Below are 19,424 nucleotides of genomic sequence, written 5' to 3' on the forward strand. Positions count from 1 at the left end.
CAGCGCCGACCGCACCCGCGTCCCGCGTCGCCCGGCCCCGCGACCGGGTCAGTCCAACACCTTCACCGTCATGCCGTCCGAGCACCGACGGACCACGGCCACCAGGCTGCCCTGGTGGCTCGCCCTGACCGGGGTGACGGTGAAGTGCGCCTTGCGGCCCTTGCCGTGCCGCACCACGTAGCTCTCCGCGTCGCCGCCGACCCACAGGTCACCGAAGGTCTTCAGCACGTTGTAGATGGGGGTGTTCATGTCGTTCTCGTCGACGTAGAACATCACCAGGTCCTTGTACTGGACGTAGTGGGTGTACGCGCCGTCGGTGTCGAGGGTGGCGATGATCCCGGTGTTGTGCGCGTTCAGCGCCGAGTCGATGGTCACCTCCACGTGCACGGACGTGCCCATGACGTTGATCGTGATCCGCTCGTCCCGGTAGGCCTTCACCGGACGGGCCGCCATCGCCTCGTCCATGTGCTCGACGAACTCACCCAGGTCCACCCCCCAGCTGCCCAGGTGCGCCTGCGCCTCGTCCCAGCTCATCTGCTCGGGCAGGAACGCGTTGGCCTCCGGGTTGATGGTGAAGGCGACCCCGAGCCGGAACGAGTGGGACAGCCAGGGGTAACGCTCCGCGGCGACGTCGGCCGGCTCGCTGAACTGCACCCCGCGCTTGCGGACGACGGTGACCCCGTCCTCCTCGTCCTCCGAGGACTCGTCCGGCTCGTCCACCCGCTCCTTCCCCTTGCCCTGCTCCTCCTGCTCCAGCTCCGCCTGGTACGTCTTCGCCTCGTGGGCGAGGTGCAGGCAGTCGTCGAGGAAGGCGTCCAGCAACCCGCCGTCGCGCAGCACCGAAACCGACGACTCCTGGAGTTCCTCCCGCCACAGCCGGAAGGTGTCCGGGTCGGCCGTCAGCGCGTCGGTCAGGACCGTGAAGTCGAGGTCGTCGCGCACCTGGGTGGGGACGTTCCCGAACCGGGCGGACGTGCGCTCCAGCGCGGTGAGCATCGCCCGCTCCTCCCACGGCCGGGCGATCTGCCGGTGGAAGGTCTCCAACGTCTCCGCGACGTTGTCGCCGTAGGCATTGGTGACCAGGAGGTACTCCACGGCCCGGATGTACTCCTGGGAGTCCGGGTACCGCTCGTCGATCCACCTGCCGAACATCCGCGTGCCGTAGTCACCGTCGAGGACGGTGGCGAACTCCACGGCGGCGAAGTACGCGGGGTCGGAGGCAGCGTCGTGCCAGTAGGTCTCTCGCCAGGTCATGACCGCTCTTCTCACTCGGCGACAGTCGACGCGCTCACCCTGGCGCACCGGTGCCCACGCCGACACGCACGGTTGGCGGTCTTCGGGGCAGTCCGCACTGCCTCACCGGGCAACATCGCGCCGCGCCTCACCGCATGTCGGCACCGATGCCCTGGTCGCGGCGGTTGAGCAGGAACGTGCTCTGCGGCAGTGTCCCGTCGGCCGGTCGTGGCCCCTCGGCCCGGTCAGGGTCGCCGCTGCGCAGGGTCGTGGTCGTCCAGTCCCGCTGGTTCCACGAGTTGTCCTCGTCGTCGACCCGGTCCCCGAGCCAGGTCTCGTCCTCGTTCGCCAGGGCCAGATTCTGTCGCAGCACCGCCGCCGAGCCGACGAACGCAAAGCCGGCCTTGCCGTTGCGGTACGCGGTGCTGCGGGTGATCCGCAGCGTCCCGTGGTTGCCGGACTCGGTGAACCCGTAGCCGGCGTTGTCCCAGGCGGCGCTCTGCGTGACCACGTGCCGCACCCTCGGGGCCGGATCCCCGCCGCCGAGCTTGAAGCCGTTGCCGCCGCCCGCGTCGAAGCCGGGGGTGTCCCACCGGTCGACCCCGTTGCCGAACGCCCAGGACCGCTCGACCGTCACCGGGTCGGTGAACTCGCTGAGGTCCAGCCCGTCCGCCGAGTTGTGGTACATCCGGCAGCCGCGTACCAGGTTGCCGGTGCCCGAGCCGTACTTGAAGGCCAGCCCGTCCGCCGTGCCGCCGTCGTCGGTGGTGTCGTGGTTGCCGTGGAAGTCGCTCTCCAGCACCTGGTTGGCCACCGTCCCCGGCCCGCGCAGCAGCAGGCCGATCCCGCCGTTGTCGTGCACCGAGAGCCGGGAGAAGACGCTCTGGCGGCAGGAGACGCAGACGTACGCGTGGCCGGGCGCGTTGGTGATCTCCAGTCCCCGCACCGTCCAGTGGCTCGCCCGCTGGGTGATCGCCCACTCGCCGGTGGGCACCCGGCTCGCGTCGACCACCGCCCGCTCGCCCGGGTGGCTGCTGAGGGTGATGCGCTGCCCGGCGGTGCCGCTGGTGGTGATGACCACGGGTGCGGTGAGCCGGTGCGTGCCGCCGCGCAGCACGATCGTCTGCCCCGGACGTACCACCGCGACGGCGTGGCCGAGCGTGGCGTACGGGCTTCCGGCGCTGCCGGTGCCGGAGTCCGAGCCGTCCGGTGCGACGTGGATGTCGGTCGCCCCGGCCGCGGGCGCGACGGTCGGGGTGGTGGTGGGCGGCGCCGCGCCGCCACCGGCCGGTACGGACGGTCGCACGGCCGCCGGGGGACCGGCCGACGCGGGTCCGCCCGCATCCGGGTTCCGGAACACCGCGTATCCGATGCCACCGGCCGCGACCGCCGCAGCGGTCGCTCCCACCACGATCTTGTGGCTGAGGAAACCCTGGATCGCGGCCCAGAGCGACACGGCCCCCGGAACCGCCGGTACGCCCGCCGTGAGGCCGGCGGCGACCGGGAAGGTCGCCATGCCGGGCAGTAGCCGTTCCGGGGCCAGCAACGCGGCCCGGTGTGCCCCACACCTCGGGCAGTCCCGGCCGTGCCGGCTCAACCGCTTCCGCCACAGCGGGCCGGTCGTGCCGTCCCAACCCTGGGTCAGCGCGCCCAGTTCCGGGCAGTGGGGCGACACCCCGAGCGCGTGGACGACGACCCGGGCGTCGTCGAGTCGCGTCCGCATCCGGCCCAGCCGTACCGCCGCGTGCTTCGGGCTGATCGACAGGGCGTCGGCCAGGTCGGCGCGGCTCAGCTCGCCGATCGCCTCCCGCCACCACCAGGCCAGCAGCCGCCGGTCGTCGTCGTCCAGCCACCGGGCGGCCTCGGCCAGTTCCCGGCGCTGTTCGCTGAGGATCAGCTCCGCGACCGTCCGTTCCGCGAGGTCACCGCCCGGGTCCGGCAGGTCCGCGTCGGTCTCCTGCCGGCGGCTCCGGCTCCGCGCCTGGTCGCGTAGGTGCTGCTGCACCTGCCGGTACGCGATCGAGATCAGCCAGGAACGGAAGCGGTCCGGGTCCCGCAGGTCGGGCAGGCCCCGGATCGCCCGGACCATGGTCTCCTGGACCAGGTCGTCGACGTCGCCGTGCCCGTTCAGCGCACGGCCGACGATCCGGTAGAGCACCGGCAGGTGCGCGGAGACCAGTTCGGTGAGCGCCGCCGCGTCACCCGCTCGTGCCGCGACGACCAGCGCGACCGTCTCCGGGTCGGGCGGCTCGGTCGGTTCCGGGGCGGCGGTCCAGGCCGGCGCGCCGACGTCACTGCCCGTCACGGTCGCGGTCCCTCCTCACCCACGTGCGACGACGCCCACGTGCGACGACGGTGGCCCGCGGGACCGGGCCGGACAACCGCTGCAAAGATAGACCATTGCCGCTGGGATGGTTGGGCTTCCCGCCAAACGAATCTCCCCCGGCACCGCGGCCTACCCGACGGACGGCCCCGCTCCCCCGGAGCCCTCCGCCGGCCGGATCGGTGCGGTGCGGGGACGACGCCGGAGCAACTCCACCGCCAGCAGGACGACGACGGCGACGCCGAGCAGCGCGGTCGGTCCCCACGGCCGGCTCTCGACGGAGGCCCGGAACGGGGCCGCCACCCCGGCGGTGACCACCCGACCCTCGACCGTCCAGGTGCCGAAGGCCAGGGCCGGCAGGGACACCGGGACGCGTACCGCACGCTCCTCCCCCACCGCCAGGTCGGGCACCGCCGGGGGTGGGACGAAGCCGCTCGGGTCGTCGCCCCGCCCCACGGTGACCGACATGGTGACGGCGGCAGGCGCGGTGCCGTCGTTGCGCAGCCGCACCACCAGGGTGTGCCGGGCCGGCCCGCCGAGCCGGCTCCACCAACCCGGGTCACGTTCGACGGCCACGGCGGTGACCACCGGCGGGACAGTGGCCCGGTGCTCCGCCGCCGGGGCGGGCCGGGCGCCCGGGTCGCCGGTCAGCGCCAGCGGCGCGGCGGCGGTGAGCCGACGGTCCAGCGTGGTCACCCGCACCTGGCAGGGACAGCCGCCGGGCGGTACGGCGGCGGTCAACGCGGCACCGCCGAGGCCGGTGCCGGCGAGGTGGGTCTGCACCGACGAGTCGACCGCGCACCCGGCCGGGCCGGCGCCGCACACCTCGATCACCACAGTGCCGGCCGGCCAGCCCGCGAGCCGGACGAGCACCCGGCCGCCCGGTCGCGCCTCGGCCCGGTCGAGCGTCACCGTCGGCGCCACCGGGGCAGGAGCCTCCGCAACCACCGGGACGAGGGCTGCCGCAACGACCGGGACGGGGGCCGCCGCAACGACCGGGACGGGGCCCGCCGCAACGACTGGCACGGGTGCCGGCGCCGCGACCGGGGTCGGCAGCGCCCCGGCCGAGGTCGCTGCCACGGCCACGAGCGCCCCGGCGGCCCGGCCGATGGTTCGGAGCGACCTCATCCGGCCGGCGTGGTCGCGGCGGCAGCAGGTGCGGGCCCGGCGTCGGCAGGTGCGGTCCGGGCGTCGGTGGCACGGGTCCGTCGGCGGGTGCCGCGTACCCGCGTGACGATCAGCCACGCTGCCCCGGCCAGCAGCACCGCCACCCAGAACCAGGGCATCGCCCAGGTCGAGGCGGTACGGCTCAGCGTCGGCAGCGGACCGTCCACGGTGGCCGGATCCACGGCGACCCGGACGCTCAGCCGGCCGGTCGGGACGATGCCGTTGATCTGCTCGGTCACCACGAAGGCGGCTCCGGGCAGCAGTTCGGGCACGGCGACCGGCTCGGTCCCGGCGAGCCGCCAGCCGAACGGGGCGGCGACGTGCACCTGCCCGCTGCCGGTGAGCCGGACGTTGCCGGTGTTGCGCAGCCGGTAGCTGACCACGACCGGACCGGTGCCGAACGGGTTGGCCGGGTTGTCGTACGCGATCCGGAGGGCCTCGACCTCCAGCGCGGGACGGACCGCACCGGCCACCCGCAGGTAGATCCGGGCGGCCACCCGGCGGTCGACGGTGACGGTCCGACCGGCGGCGTCGGCCCGCGCCCCGGTGGCCGAGACGACGATGCCGCCGGCGTGGTCCCCGGGACCGGCGTTGGCCGGCACGGTCACCTGGAACGGCACGATCACGCGTTTCCCGGCAGGGATCCGGTAGGTCCGTTCGGCGAGGGTCACCCAGGAGCCGACGTCGGTCGCCGGCCGGCTGGCGGGTTGCAGGGCGAAGCCACCGTCGCCGGTGGTGAACGCGTCGGCCCCGTAGACCGCGAAGGTCATCGGGGTGCGGCTCAGGTTGGTGATCGCGACCCGGTCCGCGATCCGCCGGCCGGGTGCGGCGTCGTACAGGAAGTAGGCGCGGCCGGTGGGGCCGGACGCGTTGGACGGCTGGACCGCCCAGGTGAAGCCGTCGGCGGCACCGGACGGGCCGGCCGGAGCCGGAGGGCTGGGGGCCGGGGCGGCGAGCCGGAGGACCGGCGTGGCGGGGGCCGGGGCGGCATGCCGGAGGACTGGCGTGGCGGGGACCGGGGCGGCATGCCGGAGGGCCGTCGCCCGCGACGGGGCGGCGACGGCGGCGGCCGGTCCGCCGGCCAGCACGGTGACGATCGCGGCGAGCGCCGCGACCACGGGCGTCAGGTGCGGGTGAGGGCACCTCGTCATCGTCGGTCGCACAACAAGGTGCCCTTCCGCTCGTCAGGACAGGGTCAGGGTGAGGGTGGCGGTGTAGTCGCCCGGCGCGGTGGACGCCGGCACGCCGAGGTCCAGGGCCGCGCCGCACTGGAAGGTGCCCGCGCTGGTGCCGGCCGCCGCGCCGCAGAGCGTGCGCGCGCCGCCCAGCCCGGTGCCGGCGCCCGGCACCGCGCGGCTGCCCGGGGTGACCGCCCCGGCCGCACCGACCAGGCCGTCGTCGACCACCGACGCGCTCGGCGTCCAGCCGAGGTTGTCGGCGGCGATGACCCCGCCGGGGGTGCCGGTGAAGTCCTCGACCTGCCCGACCACGTTCCAGCCGGCGTTGCTGCCCCGCAGGTCGCTGACGGTGACGGCGTTGAGCGCGCCGCCGGCCACCGCGCCGGGAGCGGCGGCGGAGAGCGCCACCGACGCGCCGGCCGAGGTCAGGGTCAGCGGGCCGGTCTGGAGCACCTGGGTGGTGATCTCCTGGTCGGCACCGCCACCCGGCCCGCCGGAGCCCGCGAACGTGATCGGCGTGGCGGTGTCCTGGCTCCGGTCGGTGGAGCCGTGCGCGGCGAAGGTCAGCACGTAGCACTGGGTCGCCGTGCAGTCGACCGGTTCCCCGTTCCCGTCGGTGTACGTCGGCAGCACGTCCAGCGTGGTGCTGAAGGTGCCGTCGGCGTTCAGTTTGGCCTGCCCGCCGGAGGAGGACGCCGCCTTGTGCACCCACTTGACCGGCTTGTAGGGGCGGGCGTTCGTCCAGAACTCGGCGGTCTTCGGTCCGAAGGCGACGTAGAAGCCCACGCCGCCGTTGGCCTCGGCGTCGAAGCCGGAGCCGGTCACGGTCAGCGTCGCGCCGGCCGGGTCGACCGCCGACGACGGGGTCACGGTGACCGAGGGGGTGGCCGGTCCGCCGCCGCTGCCGGTGTGGAAGCCGAACGACAGCGGGTCGAGGACCGTACCGGCGGCGAAGAAGCCGTTGAAGGCGGTCGCCCCGGTGGCGGTCATCGTGGTGGTCAGGTTGCTCCAGTTCACCGTGTCGCCGGAGATCACCGGGGCGACGCCGGAGGTGCCGAGGGTGGCGATCTCGGCCTGGTCCAGGCTGACCGGCTCGAAGCCACCGCCGCTGACCTCCAGGTCGACGTCGGCGCGCAGCGAGCCACCGGCCGCGTCCACCGCCACGGTGGGGTTGGCCAGCGTGATGGTGAAGAAGTGCGCCGGGTACGAGAAGACGACGGTCCCGCCGTACCGGACGGTGGTCGCCCCGGTCGCGGCGTCGTACGAGCCGCCGGTGGCGGTGAAGCGGAACGTGCCGTCGGTGTTGCGGGTGGCCCCGTCCTCGACGGCGATCGGCGGGTTGCCGTTGCCGGTCGAGACGTAGCTGCGGAACGAGCTCTTGAAGCCCCAGTCGAGGCTTCCTCCGCTGATGTCGACGGGTGCCGCCACGGCGGTGCCGACGACGGTCAGCGACGCGGCGGCACCGAGCACGGCCGCCGCCGCCCAGGGAATCGACCGGCGGAGCGTGCCGCCGGTCCTGCGTACGGGCATCGGGTGTTCCTCTCTTTCAGGGGAGGGCCGACTTAGGTTAGCCTCACCTAACTAATAGCGAGAATCCGCCGAACGCCCTCTTGCGCCAGGCGCAAGATCCTCTTAGGTTAGCCTAACCTAATTTGAGGAGGTCGCCATGACTGCCCGCCTGGTGACGGCGCTGGTCGGCACCGCCGTGGTCGCGGTGGGTGTGCTCGCCACCGCACCGGCCCACGCCGACACCGTCGGCAGTGGACCGAACGGCCAGCGACTGACCGTCAGCCGCACCGCCGACCTGCCCCGTGGTGGTGCCACCGTGACCGTCTCCGGATCGGGCTACGACAGCACCAAGGGCATCTACGTCGCGTTCTGCGTCGACAACGGCAGCGGGGCGGCACCCTCGCCCTGCGGTGGGGGCGCCGACATGGGCGGCACGTCGGGCCTGTCGCACTGGATCTCCTCGAACCCGCCCGCCTACGGCGAGGGGCTCGCCGTGCCGTACGGGTCGGGCGGCACGTTCCGGGTCCAGCTCCGCGTCTCGCCGAAGGTGGGCGACGTGGACTGCACCGTCCGCCGGTGCGTGGTGTCCACCCGCAACGACCACACCCGGGGTGCCGACCGCAGCCAGGACGTCCGGATACCGGTCACCTTCGCCAGCGCCGCCGCGCCGACGAGGACCACCGCCGCGCCCCCGTCCGCGCCCGCTCCCACCGGCGGCGCACCCGCCAGCCGGCCAACCGGAGGCGGGCCCGCCACGGCCCAGCCGACCGGCGGCACCACCGGGGGGACCGCCTCCGCCCAGGCCGCCGCGCCGGGCGACGGCGGCGGGGCCGGCGGTCCCGGCGCGACCGCTGGCGGCACGGACCCGGCCGCCACCCAGGTCACCGACAGCGCCGGCACCGGCCGCTGGTGGACCGTCGTGACGGCCGGTCTCGCCGTCCTGCTCGTCGCGCTCGTGGCGGTACGCGTCCGCAACCGTCGCCGGGAGCGGGCGTGAGACGACCGGCCCTCCTGCTCGGCGCCCTGGTCCTGCTCGGCGGCACGGTGACCGCCTGCGGTCCGGGCGACGCCCCGACCGCCGCACCGGCCACCGGCTGCGGCCCCGCCACCGCCGTGGTCACCGACACCGACGTCGACCCGGTCAGCCCCGACCCGGGCAGCGTCCTGCCGGTCACCGTCGACTCGGCCGACGGGACCCGGGTCACCGTCGCCGACGCCAGCCGGGTCCTCCCGGTGAACCTCTACGGCTCGATCGCCGAGATCGTGTTCAGCCTCGGCCTCGGTGACCGGGTGGTCGGCCGGGACACCTCCACCACCTTCCCCGCCGCCGCCCACCTGCCGGTGGTCACGCCCACCGGGCACGACCTCTCCACCGAGGCGATCCTCCGGCTGGCCCCCACCGTCGTGCTGGCCGACGAGAGCATCGGCCCGCCGGAGGCTCTCAGGCAGCTCCGCCGCTCCGGCATCGCCGTGGTGCTGGTCGACGACGAGCAGACCCTCGCCGCCGTACCGGCGCACATCCGGGCGATCGCGGCGGCGCTCGGCGTGCCGGAGCCCGGCGAACGCCTGGTCGCCCGGGTCGACGCGGAGATCACCGCCGCCCGGCGCAGCGCCCCGACGGACGCCGACCCGCTGCGGATCGCCTTCCTGTACGTGCGCGGCACCGCCGGCGTGTACCTGATGGGCGGCCGGGGCGCCGGCTCGGACGAGATGATCCGGGCCATCGGCGCGGTCGACGCCGGCACCGAGATCGGGCTCACCAGGTTCCGGCCGCTGACCAGCGAGGGGCTGGTCAACGCGGCCCCGGACGTGATCCTGGTGATGTCCGAGGGGCTGGCGTCGGTCAAGGGCGTGGACGGCCTGCTCGCCCTGCCCGGCATCGGGCAGACACCGGCCGGCCGGAACCGGCGGATCGTGGACATGGACGACGGGCTGCTGCTCACCTTCGGGGCGCGTACCGGCCGGGCCATCCAGGCACTGGCCACGGCCGTCCACGGACCGTGCCGATGAGGCGTGCGGCCCTGCTCGCCGGACTCGGCGTCACGCTCGTCCTGCTCTGTCTCGTCGCCGTCGGCACCGGACAGGTCCGGGTGCCCCCGGCCGAGGTGCTCGGTTCGATCCTGCACCGCGTCGGCCTCGACGTCGGCCCGTTGCCCAGCGTCGCCCACGGCGAGGACGCGCTCTGGGTCGTCCGGTTCCCCCGCGTGGTGCTCGCCGTGATCGTCGGGGCGTCGCTCGGCTGCGCGGGCGCGCTGATGCAGGGCGTGTTCGGCAACCCGCTCGCCGAGCCGGGGGTCATCGGCGTCTCCTCCGGCGCGGCCGTCGGCGCGGCCACCGCCATCGTCACCGGGCTCTCCGTCCTCGGTGGCTGGACCGTCGCCGGGGCGGCGTTCCTCGGCGGCCTCGCCGCCACCGCGCTGGTGTACGCGATGTCCCGGACCGACGGGCGGACCGAGGTGGTCACCCTGGTGCTGACCGGCATCGCGGTCAACGCCGTGGCCGGGGCCCTGATCGGTCTCCTGATGTTCTTCGGCGACGCGGACGCCGTCCGGGCGATCGCCTTCTGGCAGCTCGGCAGCCTGGCCCAGGCCAACTGGGCGAGCGTGGGGGTCACCGCGCCGTGCGCCGGGGTCGGCATCGCGATCGCCGTCGCCACCGCCCGCCGGCTGGACCTGCTCGCCCTCGGTGACCGGCCGGCCCGGCACCTCGGCGTCGACGTCGAACGGCTCCGGGTGGGCATGATCGGTGTCACCGCCCTGCTCGGCGCGGCGGCCGTCGCCTTCACCGGCGTGATCTCCTTCGTCGGCCTGGTGGTGCCGCACCTGGTACGGATGGTCGCCGGCCCCGGGCACCGGGTACTGCTGCCGGCCAGCGCGCTCGGTGGCGCGATCGTCGTGGTGGCCGGTGACCTCGCCGCCCGGACCCTGGTCGACTACCAGGAACTGCCGCTCGGGGTGCTCACCGCCGTGGTCGGCGGACCGTGCTTCTTCTGGCTGCTGCGCCGCACCCGGGCCAGGGCGGGAGGCTGGGGATGAGCCGGCGCAGGTCCTTCCGTCCCCCGGTACGGCCCGACCGGGGCGGCGTCCACATGCGGGTCCGCGGCCTGGACGTGCGGCGCGGCCCGCGCGCCGTCCTCTCCGGTGTGGACGTCGACATCCGCGCGGGCGAGCTGCTCGCGCTGGTCGGGCCGAACGGCGCCGGCAAGAGCACGCTGCTCGGCGCGATCTGCGGAGACCTGCCGGTCAGCGCCGGCACGATCGAGTTCGACGGCGTGCCGCTGTCCGGCTGGGCACCGATCGACCTGGCACGCCGCCGGGCGATGCTGCCGCAGCGGTCCACCCTCTCGTTCCCGTTCACGGTCGCCGAGGTGGTGGCGATGGGCCGCGCGCCGTGGACGGGCACGCCGTACGGGGCACAGGACGACGAGGCGATCGCGGAGGCGATGCGGCTGACCGGGGTGGAGTCCTTCCCGGGGCGGGTCTTCTCGGCCCTCTCCGGGGGCGAGCAGGCGCGGGTGGCGCTGGCCCGGGTGCTCGCCCAGCGGACCCCGATGCTCCTGCTCGACGAGCCGACCGCCGCGCTCGACCTGCACCACCAGGAACTGGTTCTCACCCTGGCCCGGGACCGGGCCCGCAGCGGCGACACGGTGGTGGTCGTGTTGCACGACCTGGGGCTCGCCGCCGCGTACGCGGACCGGATCGCGTTGCTCGCCGGGGGTCGGTTGGTCGCCGACGGGCCGCCGGCCGAGGTGCTCGTCCCGGAGTCGCTCAGCACGGTGTACCGGCACGAGATCGAGGTCCTGCCGCACCCGCGCACCGGCACGCCACTGGTGCTGCCGAAGCGTCCGGCCGCCGAGCGGTGACCCGCCCGTCCGGACCGCGCCGCGTCCCGCCGCCGACGGGGCGGCCCGGCGGCGGTGTTCGCTGCGGTGGCGGGGCGGTGGCCTCAGGAGGCGTCGGCGCGGGGCGTGACCCCCAGCTTCTCGCACGCCTCCCGGTACATCCGGGCCGCCTCGGCGCGGATCTGGCGTCGCTCGGTGAGTCGGGTGTGGAACGGGATCCGGACCGGCACCGGCGCGCCGTCGACGGTGGCGACGAACTCCATCGCCTCGTCGTCCATTCCGGACATCCGCGCCTCGGTGGCCCGGGGCTGGCCGCCGAGACCCTGGCAGATCAGCCGGCAGTCGTCGGCGTGGTCGTCGTTCATGTGCCGGGTCACCGCGGCGACCACGTCCGGCCCGAAGGTCGTCACGCGGCGGCTCCCGGCAGCACGGTCCGGCCGAGTTCGGCCAGCATCGCGGTGTTCAGCCGGTAGGCGAGCGCGACCTCGTCCAGGAAACGCTGCCGCTCCACCTCGTCCCAGGGCACCTCGTCGAGGAGGTTCCGGTAGTGCTCCTTGAAGGCCCGCGCCTCGATGCCGGGGAAGAGGAAGAACCGGACGCCGTCCTCGGCGAGCCCGAACGACCGCTGCACCGCGCGCAGCATCACCTGCCCGCCGGAGAGGTCACCGAGGTACCGGGTGTAGTGGTGCGCGACGTATCCCGCCGGCCAGGTGAAGGCGATCTCCCGCAGCCGGGCCTGGTACTCCAGGGTGGCCGCTCCCGGGGTGATCCGCGCGGCCCAGTCCGGGCCGTGCAGGAACTCCAGGTCGGCCGCGAGCGCCGGGACCCGGTGCAGCGCGTCGTCGACGAAGGGGCCGGCGACCGGGTCGGTCCGCATGACCTCCGCCGCCTCCTCCAGCGTCTGGTAGACGAAGAAGAGCTGTTCGGGCAGGGCCGCGTAGCCACCCCGGTCCAGCTGGCCGCCGAGCAGGGCGTCGAAGTACCCGAGATGCTGCGCCACCCGGTGGTCCGGCCTGGTGCGCTCCCGCAGTTCCGCCGCGAATCCCATGATCCACCCCCCTTAGGTAAGGCTAACCTTAATGACCCCCGAGGGGAAGGGTTCGCTGGCGGCTCAGACGTGATCTCGCCCGTTCGGTCCCCCCACCTTCCGGGAATGGTTGCTCAACCCCCGGTCCCCGGCAAGGAGCCGGATGTCCCGGATCGAGGAGCGGGGAAAGACCACCCGGCCGAGGAGGGTGAAGTCGGCGGAGTACACGTCGACGAAACCGTCGTCGTGGTCGCGGTCGGCGTACTCCTCGGCGAACAGCGACGCGCCGACCAGCAGGTGCCGACCGTCGTAGGCGAGACCGCGCCCGAAGCCCTCGGTGGTCATCCGCGCCGCCGCCGACTCCGTCGACGCCGTGGTGGCGGACGCGCTCCGCCGCTGGGGCTGAGCCACGTGCCGGTGCGCGCCGACTGACCGGTCACCGGAAGCGGTCGGCGGATCCGGCCCCGGACGCAACGAACGCCCTGGTTCGGGATACCGTCCCGTACCAGGGCGTTTCACAAGGGTGGAGCCGAGGGGACTCGAACCCCTGACCCCCACACTGCCAGTGTGGTGCGCTACCAGCTGCGCCACGGCCCCTTGCCGGTGTCCCCGGTCGCCCGGGCACGGACGAAACTATACACACACCGGCGCGCATGGTCATCTCGCGGGGGTGCCCCCCGAGGGTCAGTTGAGCGACACGTCCGGCGGGAAGTGGGCCACGGCGGCCATCATCCCGCCCTGCCGGCGCAGCACCATCGGCCACAGGTCGTCGGGACGGTCGACGAAGGCGTCCCCCGGCAGGGCGTCCAGGACGAACCAGGAGCCCTCCTCGATCTCCTGTTCCAGCTGCCCGGCACCCCACCCGGAGTAGCCGGCGAAGACCCGGATGCCGGAGACGTTCTCCCGCATCCGATCCGGGTCGACGGAGAGGTCGATCGTGCCCACCGCGCCGAGCACCTGGTGGAAACCCTTCAGCCGGCGGACCGGTTGACGCATCCGGGCCAGGCAGATCGCCGAGTCGGGTTGCACCGGACCGCCCTCGAAGAGCACCGCCGGATCCCGGGCCAGCGCGCTCCAGTCACCGAGCACGTCGGAGACGGGCACCTCGGTGGCCCGGTTGAGCACCACACCCAGCGCCCCGCCGGGCTCGTGCGCGACCAGCAGCACGACGGTGCGGTCGAAGTTGGGATCCTTCAGAGCCGGGGTCGCGACCAGCAACTGCCCGGTCATCGACGCCATCGAACGACCGCCGATTGCCTGTCCCTCTCCCTGCATACCGCCCATCCCCTAACCGCGTGCCGCGACGCGGTCACGCCACCTGCGAACCTCCTGCCAGGACGTCGCCGAGTGCACCGAATCGACCCGGTGCACCGGGAGCGTCCGTGTTCTCAACGCCATGCCTGGCACCATAGCCTGCACCTTGCACGGTGGCTAAGGTCTGACCGGCCGGTAGTGGAACGAGTTTGGGGAGAATCGATGGATCCTACGGCGGAGATTGCGGTCATCGGCGGATCGGGCCTCTACGCCCTCCTCGACAACGCTGTGGAACACCGGGTGGAGACGCCGTACGGGCCACCGTCGGACGCGATCACCGTCGCCGAGGTGGCCGGTCGGCCGGTGGCCTTCCTGCCCCGGCACGGACGCGACCACCGGCACCCGCCGCACCTGATCCCCTACCGGGCCAACCTGTGGGCGCTGCGGTCCCTCGGGGTACGCCGGGTGCTGGCGCCCTGCGCGGTCGGTGGGCTGCGACCGGAGCTGGGGCCGGGCACCTTCGTGGTGCCGGACCAGCTGATCGACCGGACCAGCGGCCGGACACAGACCTACTACGACCGGGGCGCGGTGCACGTCTCCTTCGCCGATCCGTACTGCCCCGCCGGGCGGCGCACGCTGCTCGACGCGGCGGCCGGCCGGGGGGTGGCGGCGGTCGACGGCGGCACGGTGGTGGTGGTCGAGGGGCCGCGTTTCTCCACCCGCGCCGAGTCCCGCTGGTTCACCGCGATCGGTGGCTCGGTGGTCAACATGACCGGGCACCCGGAGGCGGTCCTCGCCCGTGAGCTGGCGCTCTGCTACACCTCCATCGCCCTGGTCACCGACCTGGACGCCGGGGTGGAGGGCGGCCACGCGGTGACCCACGAGGAGGTGTTCCGGGTCTTCGGAGAGAACACCGACCGGCTGCGGGGCATCCTGCTGGACGCGGTCGCCGCCCTTCCCGCCGAGCGGGAGTGCACGTGCGCCGCCGCGCTGGACGGCATCAAGCTGCCCTTCCCGCTGCCCTGACGAGGGTCGCCCCCGAGGGGGGCATTGGCGGATTGCCGGAATATCCCCTCCTGCGTTGGTTAGATTCGTCCGGTCGGGGCAGCCCCGCAGGCCGCCCCGACCACCGGACGAGGGCACGGGGGGCCGAGGCGATGGCGACGGTCCGCGACACCAGCTACGAACTGCTCCGTGCCCTCGGCATGACCACCGTCTTCGGCAACCCCGGATCCACCGAGCAACCCTTCCTCCAGGACTTCCCGGCGGACTTCCGGTACGTGCACGCCCTCCAGGAGGCGTCCGCGGTGGCGATGGCCGACGGGTACGCCCAGGCCACCCGCCGGCCCGCGCACGTCAACCTGCACACCGCGCCGGGCACCGGCAACGGCATGGGCAACCTGGTCACCGCCTGGCACAACCGCACCCCGCTGGTCGTCACCGCCGGCCAGCAGACCCGCCAGATGCTGCTGACCGAGCCGCGCCTGGCCAGCCCCCGGGCCGCCGAGCTGCCCCACCCGTACGTCAAGTGGAGTCACGAACCGGCCCGCCCGCAGGACATCCCGGCGGCGCTGATGCGGGCGTACGCCACGGCGGTGCAGCCCCCGGCCGGGCCGGTCTACCTCTCCCTGCCGCTGGACGACTGGCACCAGCCGGCGGACCCGCCACCGCAGGTGCGTACCGTGGCGACCCGCTTCGCGCCCGACCCGGACCGGCTGCGGGAGTTCGCCGGGGTCCTGGCCGGCAGCCGCGATCCGGTGCTGGTGCTCGGCGCGGCCGTGGACCGCGCGGACGGATGGTCCGCGGCGGTCGCCCTGGCCGAGCGCCTCGCCTGCCCGGTCTGGGCCGCTCCGGCCCCGGAACGGGCCGTCTTCCCCGAGGACCACCCCCAGTTCCGGGGGGTCCTCCCGTTCGCCATCGGTCCCCTCGCCGAACGGCTGCGCGGGCACGACACGGTGCTGGTGCTCGGCGCGCCGGTGTTCCGCTACTACCCCCACGTTCCGGGCGACCACCTGCCGCCGGGAGCCCGGCTGCTGCACGTCACCGACGATCCCGGGGAGGCGGCCCGCGCCCCGGTCGGGGACAGCCTGCTCGGCGACGCCCGCCTGGCCGCCGAGGCGCTGCACGACCTGTTGCCCCCGGCCCGCCGGACGCCACCGCCGCCCCGTCCGGAGCCGCCGTCGCCGGAGACCGGGGTGCCGCTGAGCGCGGACGCGTTCTTCGCCACGCTGGGCGGTCTCTGGCCCGCCGACGGGGTGCTCGTGCAGGAGTCACCGTCCAACCTGGCCGCGTTACGTCGGCACCTGCGGATCCGCCGACCGGCGTCGTACTTCACCATGGCCAGCGGCGGGTTGGGTTTCGGGTTGCCCGCCGCGGTGGGCATCGCGCTCGCCGAACGGGACACCGGGCGCGGCCGGCCGGTGGTGGCGGTGGTCGGGGACGGCTCCTTCCACTACTCCGTACAGGCCCTGTGGACCGCCGCGCAGTTGCGCCTGCCACTGGTCGTGCTGGTCCCGGTCAACCGCCAGTACGCCATCCTGAAGGCGTTCGCCGAGCACAAGCGGACCCCGGGCGTGCCCGGACTGGACCTGCCCGGACTGGACGTCGCCGCGATCGCGGGCGGCTACGGCTGCGCCACGGCGGTGGCCGGCACCCCGGACGAGATCGCCACGGCGCTCGCCGCCGGCCTGCGCGCCGACCGCCCCACGGTCGTCCCGGTGCCGATCGACACCGAGGTGCCGCCGCTGCTCTGAGCGTCCCCTGCCGAGGGGGCGGCCCGCGCCGGCCATGGGTCGCCGGCCACCCCCGGGCGGGCGGTCATCCGCCGAGCAGCGACACCGGCCCCCCGTTCACCACGTCCAGCACGGTACGGGTGCCGAGCGGCGCCTTGAGCGTCGCGCTGACCGGCTCCAGCTTCAACTGGTCCGTGCAGACCCCGGTGCTCCGGACCACCCCGGCACCGACCACCACCACGTCGTCGAACTCGGCGACCAGCGGCTCGATTCCGGTGTCGCAGGCCCCCACGCCGACCCGCCAGGTCAGCTCGGCGCCCTCGGCGGAGACGACGTTCTGGGCGGCGGCCAGTTCGGGGGCCGGCGTCCCGCTCGGTCCACCACCGTCCGGTACGGCGGTGACCGCGCTGGGCGCCACGGCCACCCGGGCGACCGGTACGGCGAGTTCCTCGACGGTGAACAGCCAGGCCGGCACGGTGGCCTCACCCCGGCTGGTGCGCAGCTCGGCGGTGCCGAGCTTGACCCCGGTGACGGTCAGCGGCGCGCAGGACGCCACCGTGGAGGTGCCGGCGACCGGCCCGTCCGGGCCCGGCTCGACGGTCGGTCCGGGGACCTTCGGCCGGCCCTCGCACGGCGGCGGATCCCCCAGGTCCAGCTGCCGGTACGCCTCGGCGGCGCTGAGCAGCGGCACCTTCAGCGTGCCGTCCAGGAAGCGGACGGTGCCCTCCGCCGGGCGGGTCGTCGGGATCGGCACCTGCTCCCGGTACCAGCCGGCCTGGAAGGCCTGCTCGGTCTCCGGGGTGAACTTCGGATCACCGGCGAGGACGGTGGGGCTTTCCAACGGGATGTAGCTGGTCGTCCAGGCGGGGCCGGGCTGCCATGCCTCGGCCACCTCGGCGGCCCGCCGCTGGAACGAGTCCCAGCGGTCCTCCGGTTCGGCCGGCGTGGCCCCGTTCTGGGCGCAGCCGGTCAGGGCCAGCATGATCGGCAGGCCCAGCAGCAGAGTCACTCGTCGACGCATGCCGGTTCGACGTGCGCCGAGGCGCTCCCGGTTCCCACCGACCGCGATGTGCCGACGACTCCCCGCAGACGGCGATGCGCCCCGGTCCACTGGTGGGACCGGGGCGCATCACGGTGTCGGTGGAGGTGCCGGGAATCGAACCCGGGTCCTTCGCCGCCTTGTCAGGGCTTCTCCGAGCGCAGCTCGCTATGCCTCTACTCGGCCCCTCCGATCACGCGAGCGAGTCGGTGTGACGGGCCCAGTCGCTGATTCATCTCGCCGCACGGACCCCGCGACCGGGTCCGATTGGCCAGCCTCCTAGCTGATGCCGGCTAACTGGGTCGAAGGCGCTCCCAGGCCGACAGACTTGCTACTCGCCTCAGGCGGCGAGAGCGAAGTCAGCGCGATTGTTCTTGGCGCTTATTGGTTTCCGACGACCGATTCACGAGACGACGTCGGCTTCCTCGGCTCGCTTCCCCTGACGCCACGCACGAAGTCGAAACCAGTCACCCCCTCGAGTGGCTGCCCCTGTCGGCAGCTCCACCAAGCCTAACGCCTCCCGCAACGGGTTTCATCCCGAGCCCCACCCCGCGCCGGCGGACCGGACAAACGGGATGAATCACTCAGCCATCCCCTTACCACGCCGGCCCATCGCCCGGTTGATCTCCCGGTCCGCGTCCCGCTTGGCCAGGTCCTGGCGCTTGTCGTACGCCTTCTTGCCCTTGGCCAGCCCGATCTCGACCTTGGCCCAGCCGTCGGAGAAGTAGACCTGCAACGGCACCAGGGTCAGTCCGCCCTCCCGGCTCTTGCCGATCAGCCGGTCGATCTCCAGGCGCTTGAGCAGCAGCTTCCGGGTCCGCCGAGGCTCGTGGTTGGTCCACGTGCCCTGGACGTACTCGGGAATGTGCATGCCGTGCAGGAAGAGCTCGCCGTCACGCTCCTGGGCGAACGCGTCCACCAGGGACGCCCGCCCCGCGCGCAGCGACTTCACCTCGGTGCCGGTCAGCGCCATCCCCGCCTCGTACGTGTCGAGGATGCTGTAGTCGTGCCGGGCCCGGCGGTTGGAGGCGACGACCTTCCGCCCCTTCTCCCGTGGCATCGGCCCACACCCCTTTCGTGATCGACCCGGCGGACAGCCCGCATGCTACCTGAACGGAAAGGACCCTCCGGCACCATTTGTTCCCGGTGCCGGAGGGTCCTCATCGCCCGGAGGTGACCCGCAGGAGTGACTAGACCCGCAGGTAGAAGCGGAGCGTGACCCAGGCGGTGACCGCGCTGACCAGGCCGCCCACGCCGGCCATCAGCGGGAACATGATCAGGATGTCGCCCCAACTGACCGGGGAGAGCAGGCCCTGGAGGGACTGCAACGACCCGTCGAAGAGGAACTGTTTGGCGCCGACCAGGGCGAGCAGGCCGAGTAGTGAGCCGATCAGACCGGCGACCACGGCCTCCAGCACGAACGGCGCCTGGATGAACCAGTTGGAGGCACCGACCAGCTTCATGACCGCGACCTCACGCCGCTTGCTGTACGCGGCGACCTGGATCGTGTTGGCGACCAGGAGCAGGGCCGCGATGGCCATCACGGCGGCGGCGGCGAGCGCGATGTTCTGGATCGCGGTCAGGATGTTGAAGATCTTGTCGAGCAGTGCGCTCTGGTCGACGATCTCGTCGACCGCCGCGTCGTCCTTGTACTGGTCGTAGATCGACCGGTACTCCTGCGGATTGGTCAGCTTGAGCCGGAACGACTCGGGCAGCACGTCCGCCTGGACGGCGCCGACCAGGTCCGGTGCGTCCTGGAACATCTGCTGGAAGCGCTGGTACGCCTCGTCCTTGTCGACGTAGACGACGTCCTCGACCAACGGGTCGCCGTCCAGCTTGACCTGGAGCGCGTCACGCGCCTCGGCGGGGACGTCGGTCTTGAGGAAGATCGACACCTCGATGTTCTCGTAGTAGAGCTCCTTCATGTCGGAGACCTGGCGGTACATCAGACCGCTGGCGCCGAGCATGGTCAGGGACACCGCCATCGTGATGATCATGGCAATGGTCATGGTCACGTTGCGCCACAGTCCGACCAGCACCTCGGACAGGACGTATTTAACGCGCATCGGGTATTCCTCCGGGTCTCCGGCAAGTGTTCGTCGTCAGATCGGGCCGCAGGGC

Annotated in this window: 18 protein-coding genes, 1 tRNA gene and 1 other RNA gene; 6 read left to right on the forward strand and 14 right to left on the reverse strand. The window is 73.5% G+C overall.

The window, feature by feature from the left end; all coding sequences use genetic code 11:
* Nucleotides 1-48: 48 nt before the first annotated feature.
* The 5 genes from GA0070618_RS04520 to GA0070618_RS04540 all read right to left on the reverse strand — a co-directional run bounded on the left by GA0070618_RS04520 (nt 49) and on the right by GA0070618_RS04540 (nt 7,431).
* On the reverse strand, nt 49-1,254 hold the full coding sequence (locus tag GA0070618_RS04520) for a hypothetical protein (RefSeq protein WP_088980506.1): 1,206 nt from the start codon (nt 1,252-1,254) through the stop codon (nt 49-51).
* Nucleotides 1,255-1,381: 127 nt separating this feature from the next.
* Nucleotides 1,382-3,538: a sigma-70 family RNA polymerase sigma factor gene (locus GA0070618_RS04525; RefSeq protein ID WP_088980507.1), complete on the reverse strand. Its 2,157-nt coding sequence runs from the start codon at nt 3,536-3,538 to the stop codon at nt 1,382-1,384.
* 150 nt (nt 3,539-3,688) lie between these two features.
* Nucleotides 3,689-4,480, reverse strand: a complete 792-nt coding sequence (locus GA0070618_RS04530; protein WP_088980508.1) for a hypothetical protein — start codon at nt 4,478-4,480, stop codon at nt 3,689-3,691.
* A 200-nt stretch (nt 4,481-4,680) separates the two neighbouring features.
* Nucleotides 4,681-5,874, reverse strand: a complete 1,194-nt coding sequence (locus GA0070618_RS04535) for a WxL protein peptidoglycan domain-containing protein (protein ID WP_088980509.1) — start codon at nt 5,872-5,874, stop codon at nt 4,681-4,683.
* Nucleotides 5,875-5,907: 33 nt separating this feature from the next.
* Nucleotides 5,908-7,431 (reverse strand): HtaA domain-containing protein, encoded by a 1,524-nt coding sequence (locus tag GA0070618_RS04540; protein WP_088980510.1) that lies wholly within the window; start codon nt 7,429-7,431, stop codon nt 5,908-5,910.
* 136 nt (nt 7,432-7,567) lie between these two features.
* Here GA0070618_RS04540 and GA0070618_RS04545 point away from each other — a divergent pair, with 136 nt between their 5' ends.
* The 4 genes from GA0070618_RS04545 to GA0070618_RS04560 are packed head-to-tail and all read left to right on the forward strand — an operon-like array spanning nt 7,568 to nt 11,272.
* The gene (locus GA0070618_RS04545; protein ID WP_088980511.1) at nt 7,568-8,407 is read left to right on the forward strand and encodes a hypothetical protein; all 840 of its coding nucleotides are present in this window, start codon (nt 7,568-7,570) and stop codon (nt 8,405-8,407) included.
* Complete coding sequence (locus tag GA0070618_RS04550; protein ID WP_231931603.1) at nt 8,404-9,420, forward strand: heme/hemin ABC transporter substrate-binding protein; 1,017 nt, start codon at nt 8,404-8,406, stop codon at nt 9,418-9,420. The genes GA0070618_RS04545 and GA0070618_RS04550 overlap by 4 nt, the downstream gene beginning before the upstream one ends.
* The gene (locus GA0070618_RS04555; protein ID WP_088985280.1) at nt 9,417-10,445 is read left to right on the forward strand and encodes a FecCD family ABC transporter permease; all 1,029 of its coding nucleotides are present in this window, start codon (nt 9,417-9,419) and stop codon (nt 10,443-10,445) included. Before GA0070618_RS04550 ends, GA0070618_RS04555 begins: the two co-directional genes overlap by 4 nt.
* The gene (locus GA0070618_RS04560; RefSeq protein WP_088980512.1) at nt 10,442-11,272 is read left to right on the forward strand and encodes a heme ABC transporter ATP-binding protein; all 831 of its coding nucleotides are present in this window, start codon (nt 10,442-10,444) and stop codon (nt 11,270-11,272) included. Before GA0070618_RS04555 ends, GA0070618_RS04560 begins: the two co-directional genes overlap by 4 nt.
* An 83-nt stretch (nt 11,273-11,355) precedes the next feature.
* Here GA0070618_RS04560 and GA0070618_RS04565 read toward each other — a convergent pair whose 3' ends face one another.
* From GA0070618_RS04565 to GA0070618_RS04585, 5 genes are all read right to left on the reverse strand, one after another.
* Entirely contained in the window at nt 11,356-11,661 is a 306-nt protein-coding gene (locus GA0070618_RS04565) for a DUF2470 domain-containing protein (RefSeq protein ID WP_231931604.1), read from the reverse strand.
* Entirely contained in the window at nt 11,658-12,299 is a 642-nt protein-coding gene (locus tag GA0070618_RS04570; RefSeq protein WP_088980513.1) for a biliverdin-producing heme oxygenase, read from the reverse strand. The genes GA0070618_RS04565 and GA0070618_RS04570 overlap by 4 nt, the downstream gene beginning before the upstream one ends.
* A 63-nt stretch (nt 12,300-12,362) precedes the next feature.
* Complete coding sequence (locus tag GA0070618_RS04575; RefSeq protein WP_157748915.1) at nt 12,363-12,689, reverse strand: hypothetical protein; 327 nt, start codon at nt 12,687-12,689, stop codon at nt 12,363-12,365.
* A gap of 113 nt (nt 12,690-12,802) precedes the next feature.
* Nucleotides 12,803-12,875: transfer RNA gene (locus GA0070618_RS04580), tRNA-Ala, on the reverse strand.
* Nucleotides 12,876-12,962: 87 nt separating this feature from the next.
* Complete coding sequence (locus tag GA0070618_RS04585) at nt 12,963-13,553, reverse strand: YqgE/AlgH family protein (protein WP_088980515.1); 591 nt, start codon at nt 13,551-13,553, stop codon at nt 12,963-12,965.
* A gap of 201 nt (nt 13,554-13,754) precedes the next feature.
* Here GA0070618_RS04585 and GA0070618_RS04590 point away from each other — a divergent pair, with 201 nt between their 5' ends.
* Nucleotides 13,755-14,558 carry an S-methyl-5'-thioadenosine phosphorylase gene (locus tag GA0070618_RS04590; RefSeq protein WP_088980516.1) on the forward strand — a complete coding sequence of 268 codons (804 nt, stop codon included), beginning with the start codon at nt 13,755-13,757 and terminating at the stop codon, nt 14,556-14,558.
* A gap of 131 nt (nt 14,559-14,689) precedes the next feature.
* Nucleotides 14,690-16,285, forward strand: a complete 1,596-nt coding sequence (mdlC, locus tag GA0070618_RS04595) for a benzoylformate decarboxylase (RefSeq protein ID WP_088980517.1) — start codon at nt 14,690-14,692, stop codon at nt 16,283-16,285.
* Nucleotides 16,286-16,349: 64 nt separating this feature from the next.
* On the opposite strand, the gene GA0070618_RS04600 is transcribed toward mdlC, so the two are convergent.
* The 4 genes from GA0070618_RS04600 to ftsX form a co-directional block, all read right to left on the reverse strand.
* On the reverse strand, nt 16,350-17,285 hold the full coding sequence (locus GA0070618_RS04600; protein WP_088980518.1) for a hypothetical protein: 936 nt from the start codon (nt 17,283-17,285) through the stop codon (nt 16,350-16,352).
* A gap of 117 nt (nt 17,286-17,402) precedes the next feature.
* Nucleotides 17,403-17,778, reverse strand: a transfer-messenger RNA (tmRNA) gene (ssrA, locus tag GA0070618_RS04605).
* Nucleotides 17,779-17,883: 105 nt separating this feature from the next.
* Complete coding sequence (gene smpB / locus GA0070618_RS04610) at nt 17,884-18,363, reverse strand: SsrA-binding protein SmpB (RefSeq protein ID WP_088980519.1); 480 nt, start codon at nt 18,361-18,363, stop codon at nt 17,884-17,886.
* 130 nt (nt 18,364-18,493) lie between these two features.
* A complete protein-coding gene (gene ftsX / locus GA0070618_RS04615) occupies nt 18,494-19,369 on the reverse strand; it encodes a permease-like cell division protein FtsX (RefSeq protein WP_088980520.1) in 876 nt (291 codons plus the stop codon).
* Nucleotides 19,370-19,424 lie beyond the last annotated feature (55 nt).

This window comes from Micromonospora echinospora (assembly GCF_900091495.1).
Lineage (GTDB): Bacteria > Actinomycetota > Actinomycetes > Mycobacteriales > Micromonosporaceae > Micromonospora > Micromonospora echinospora.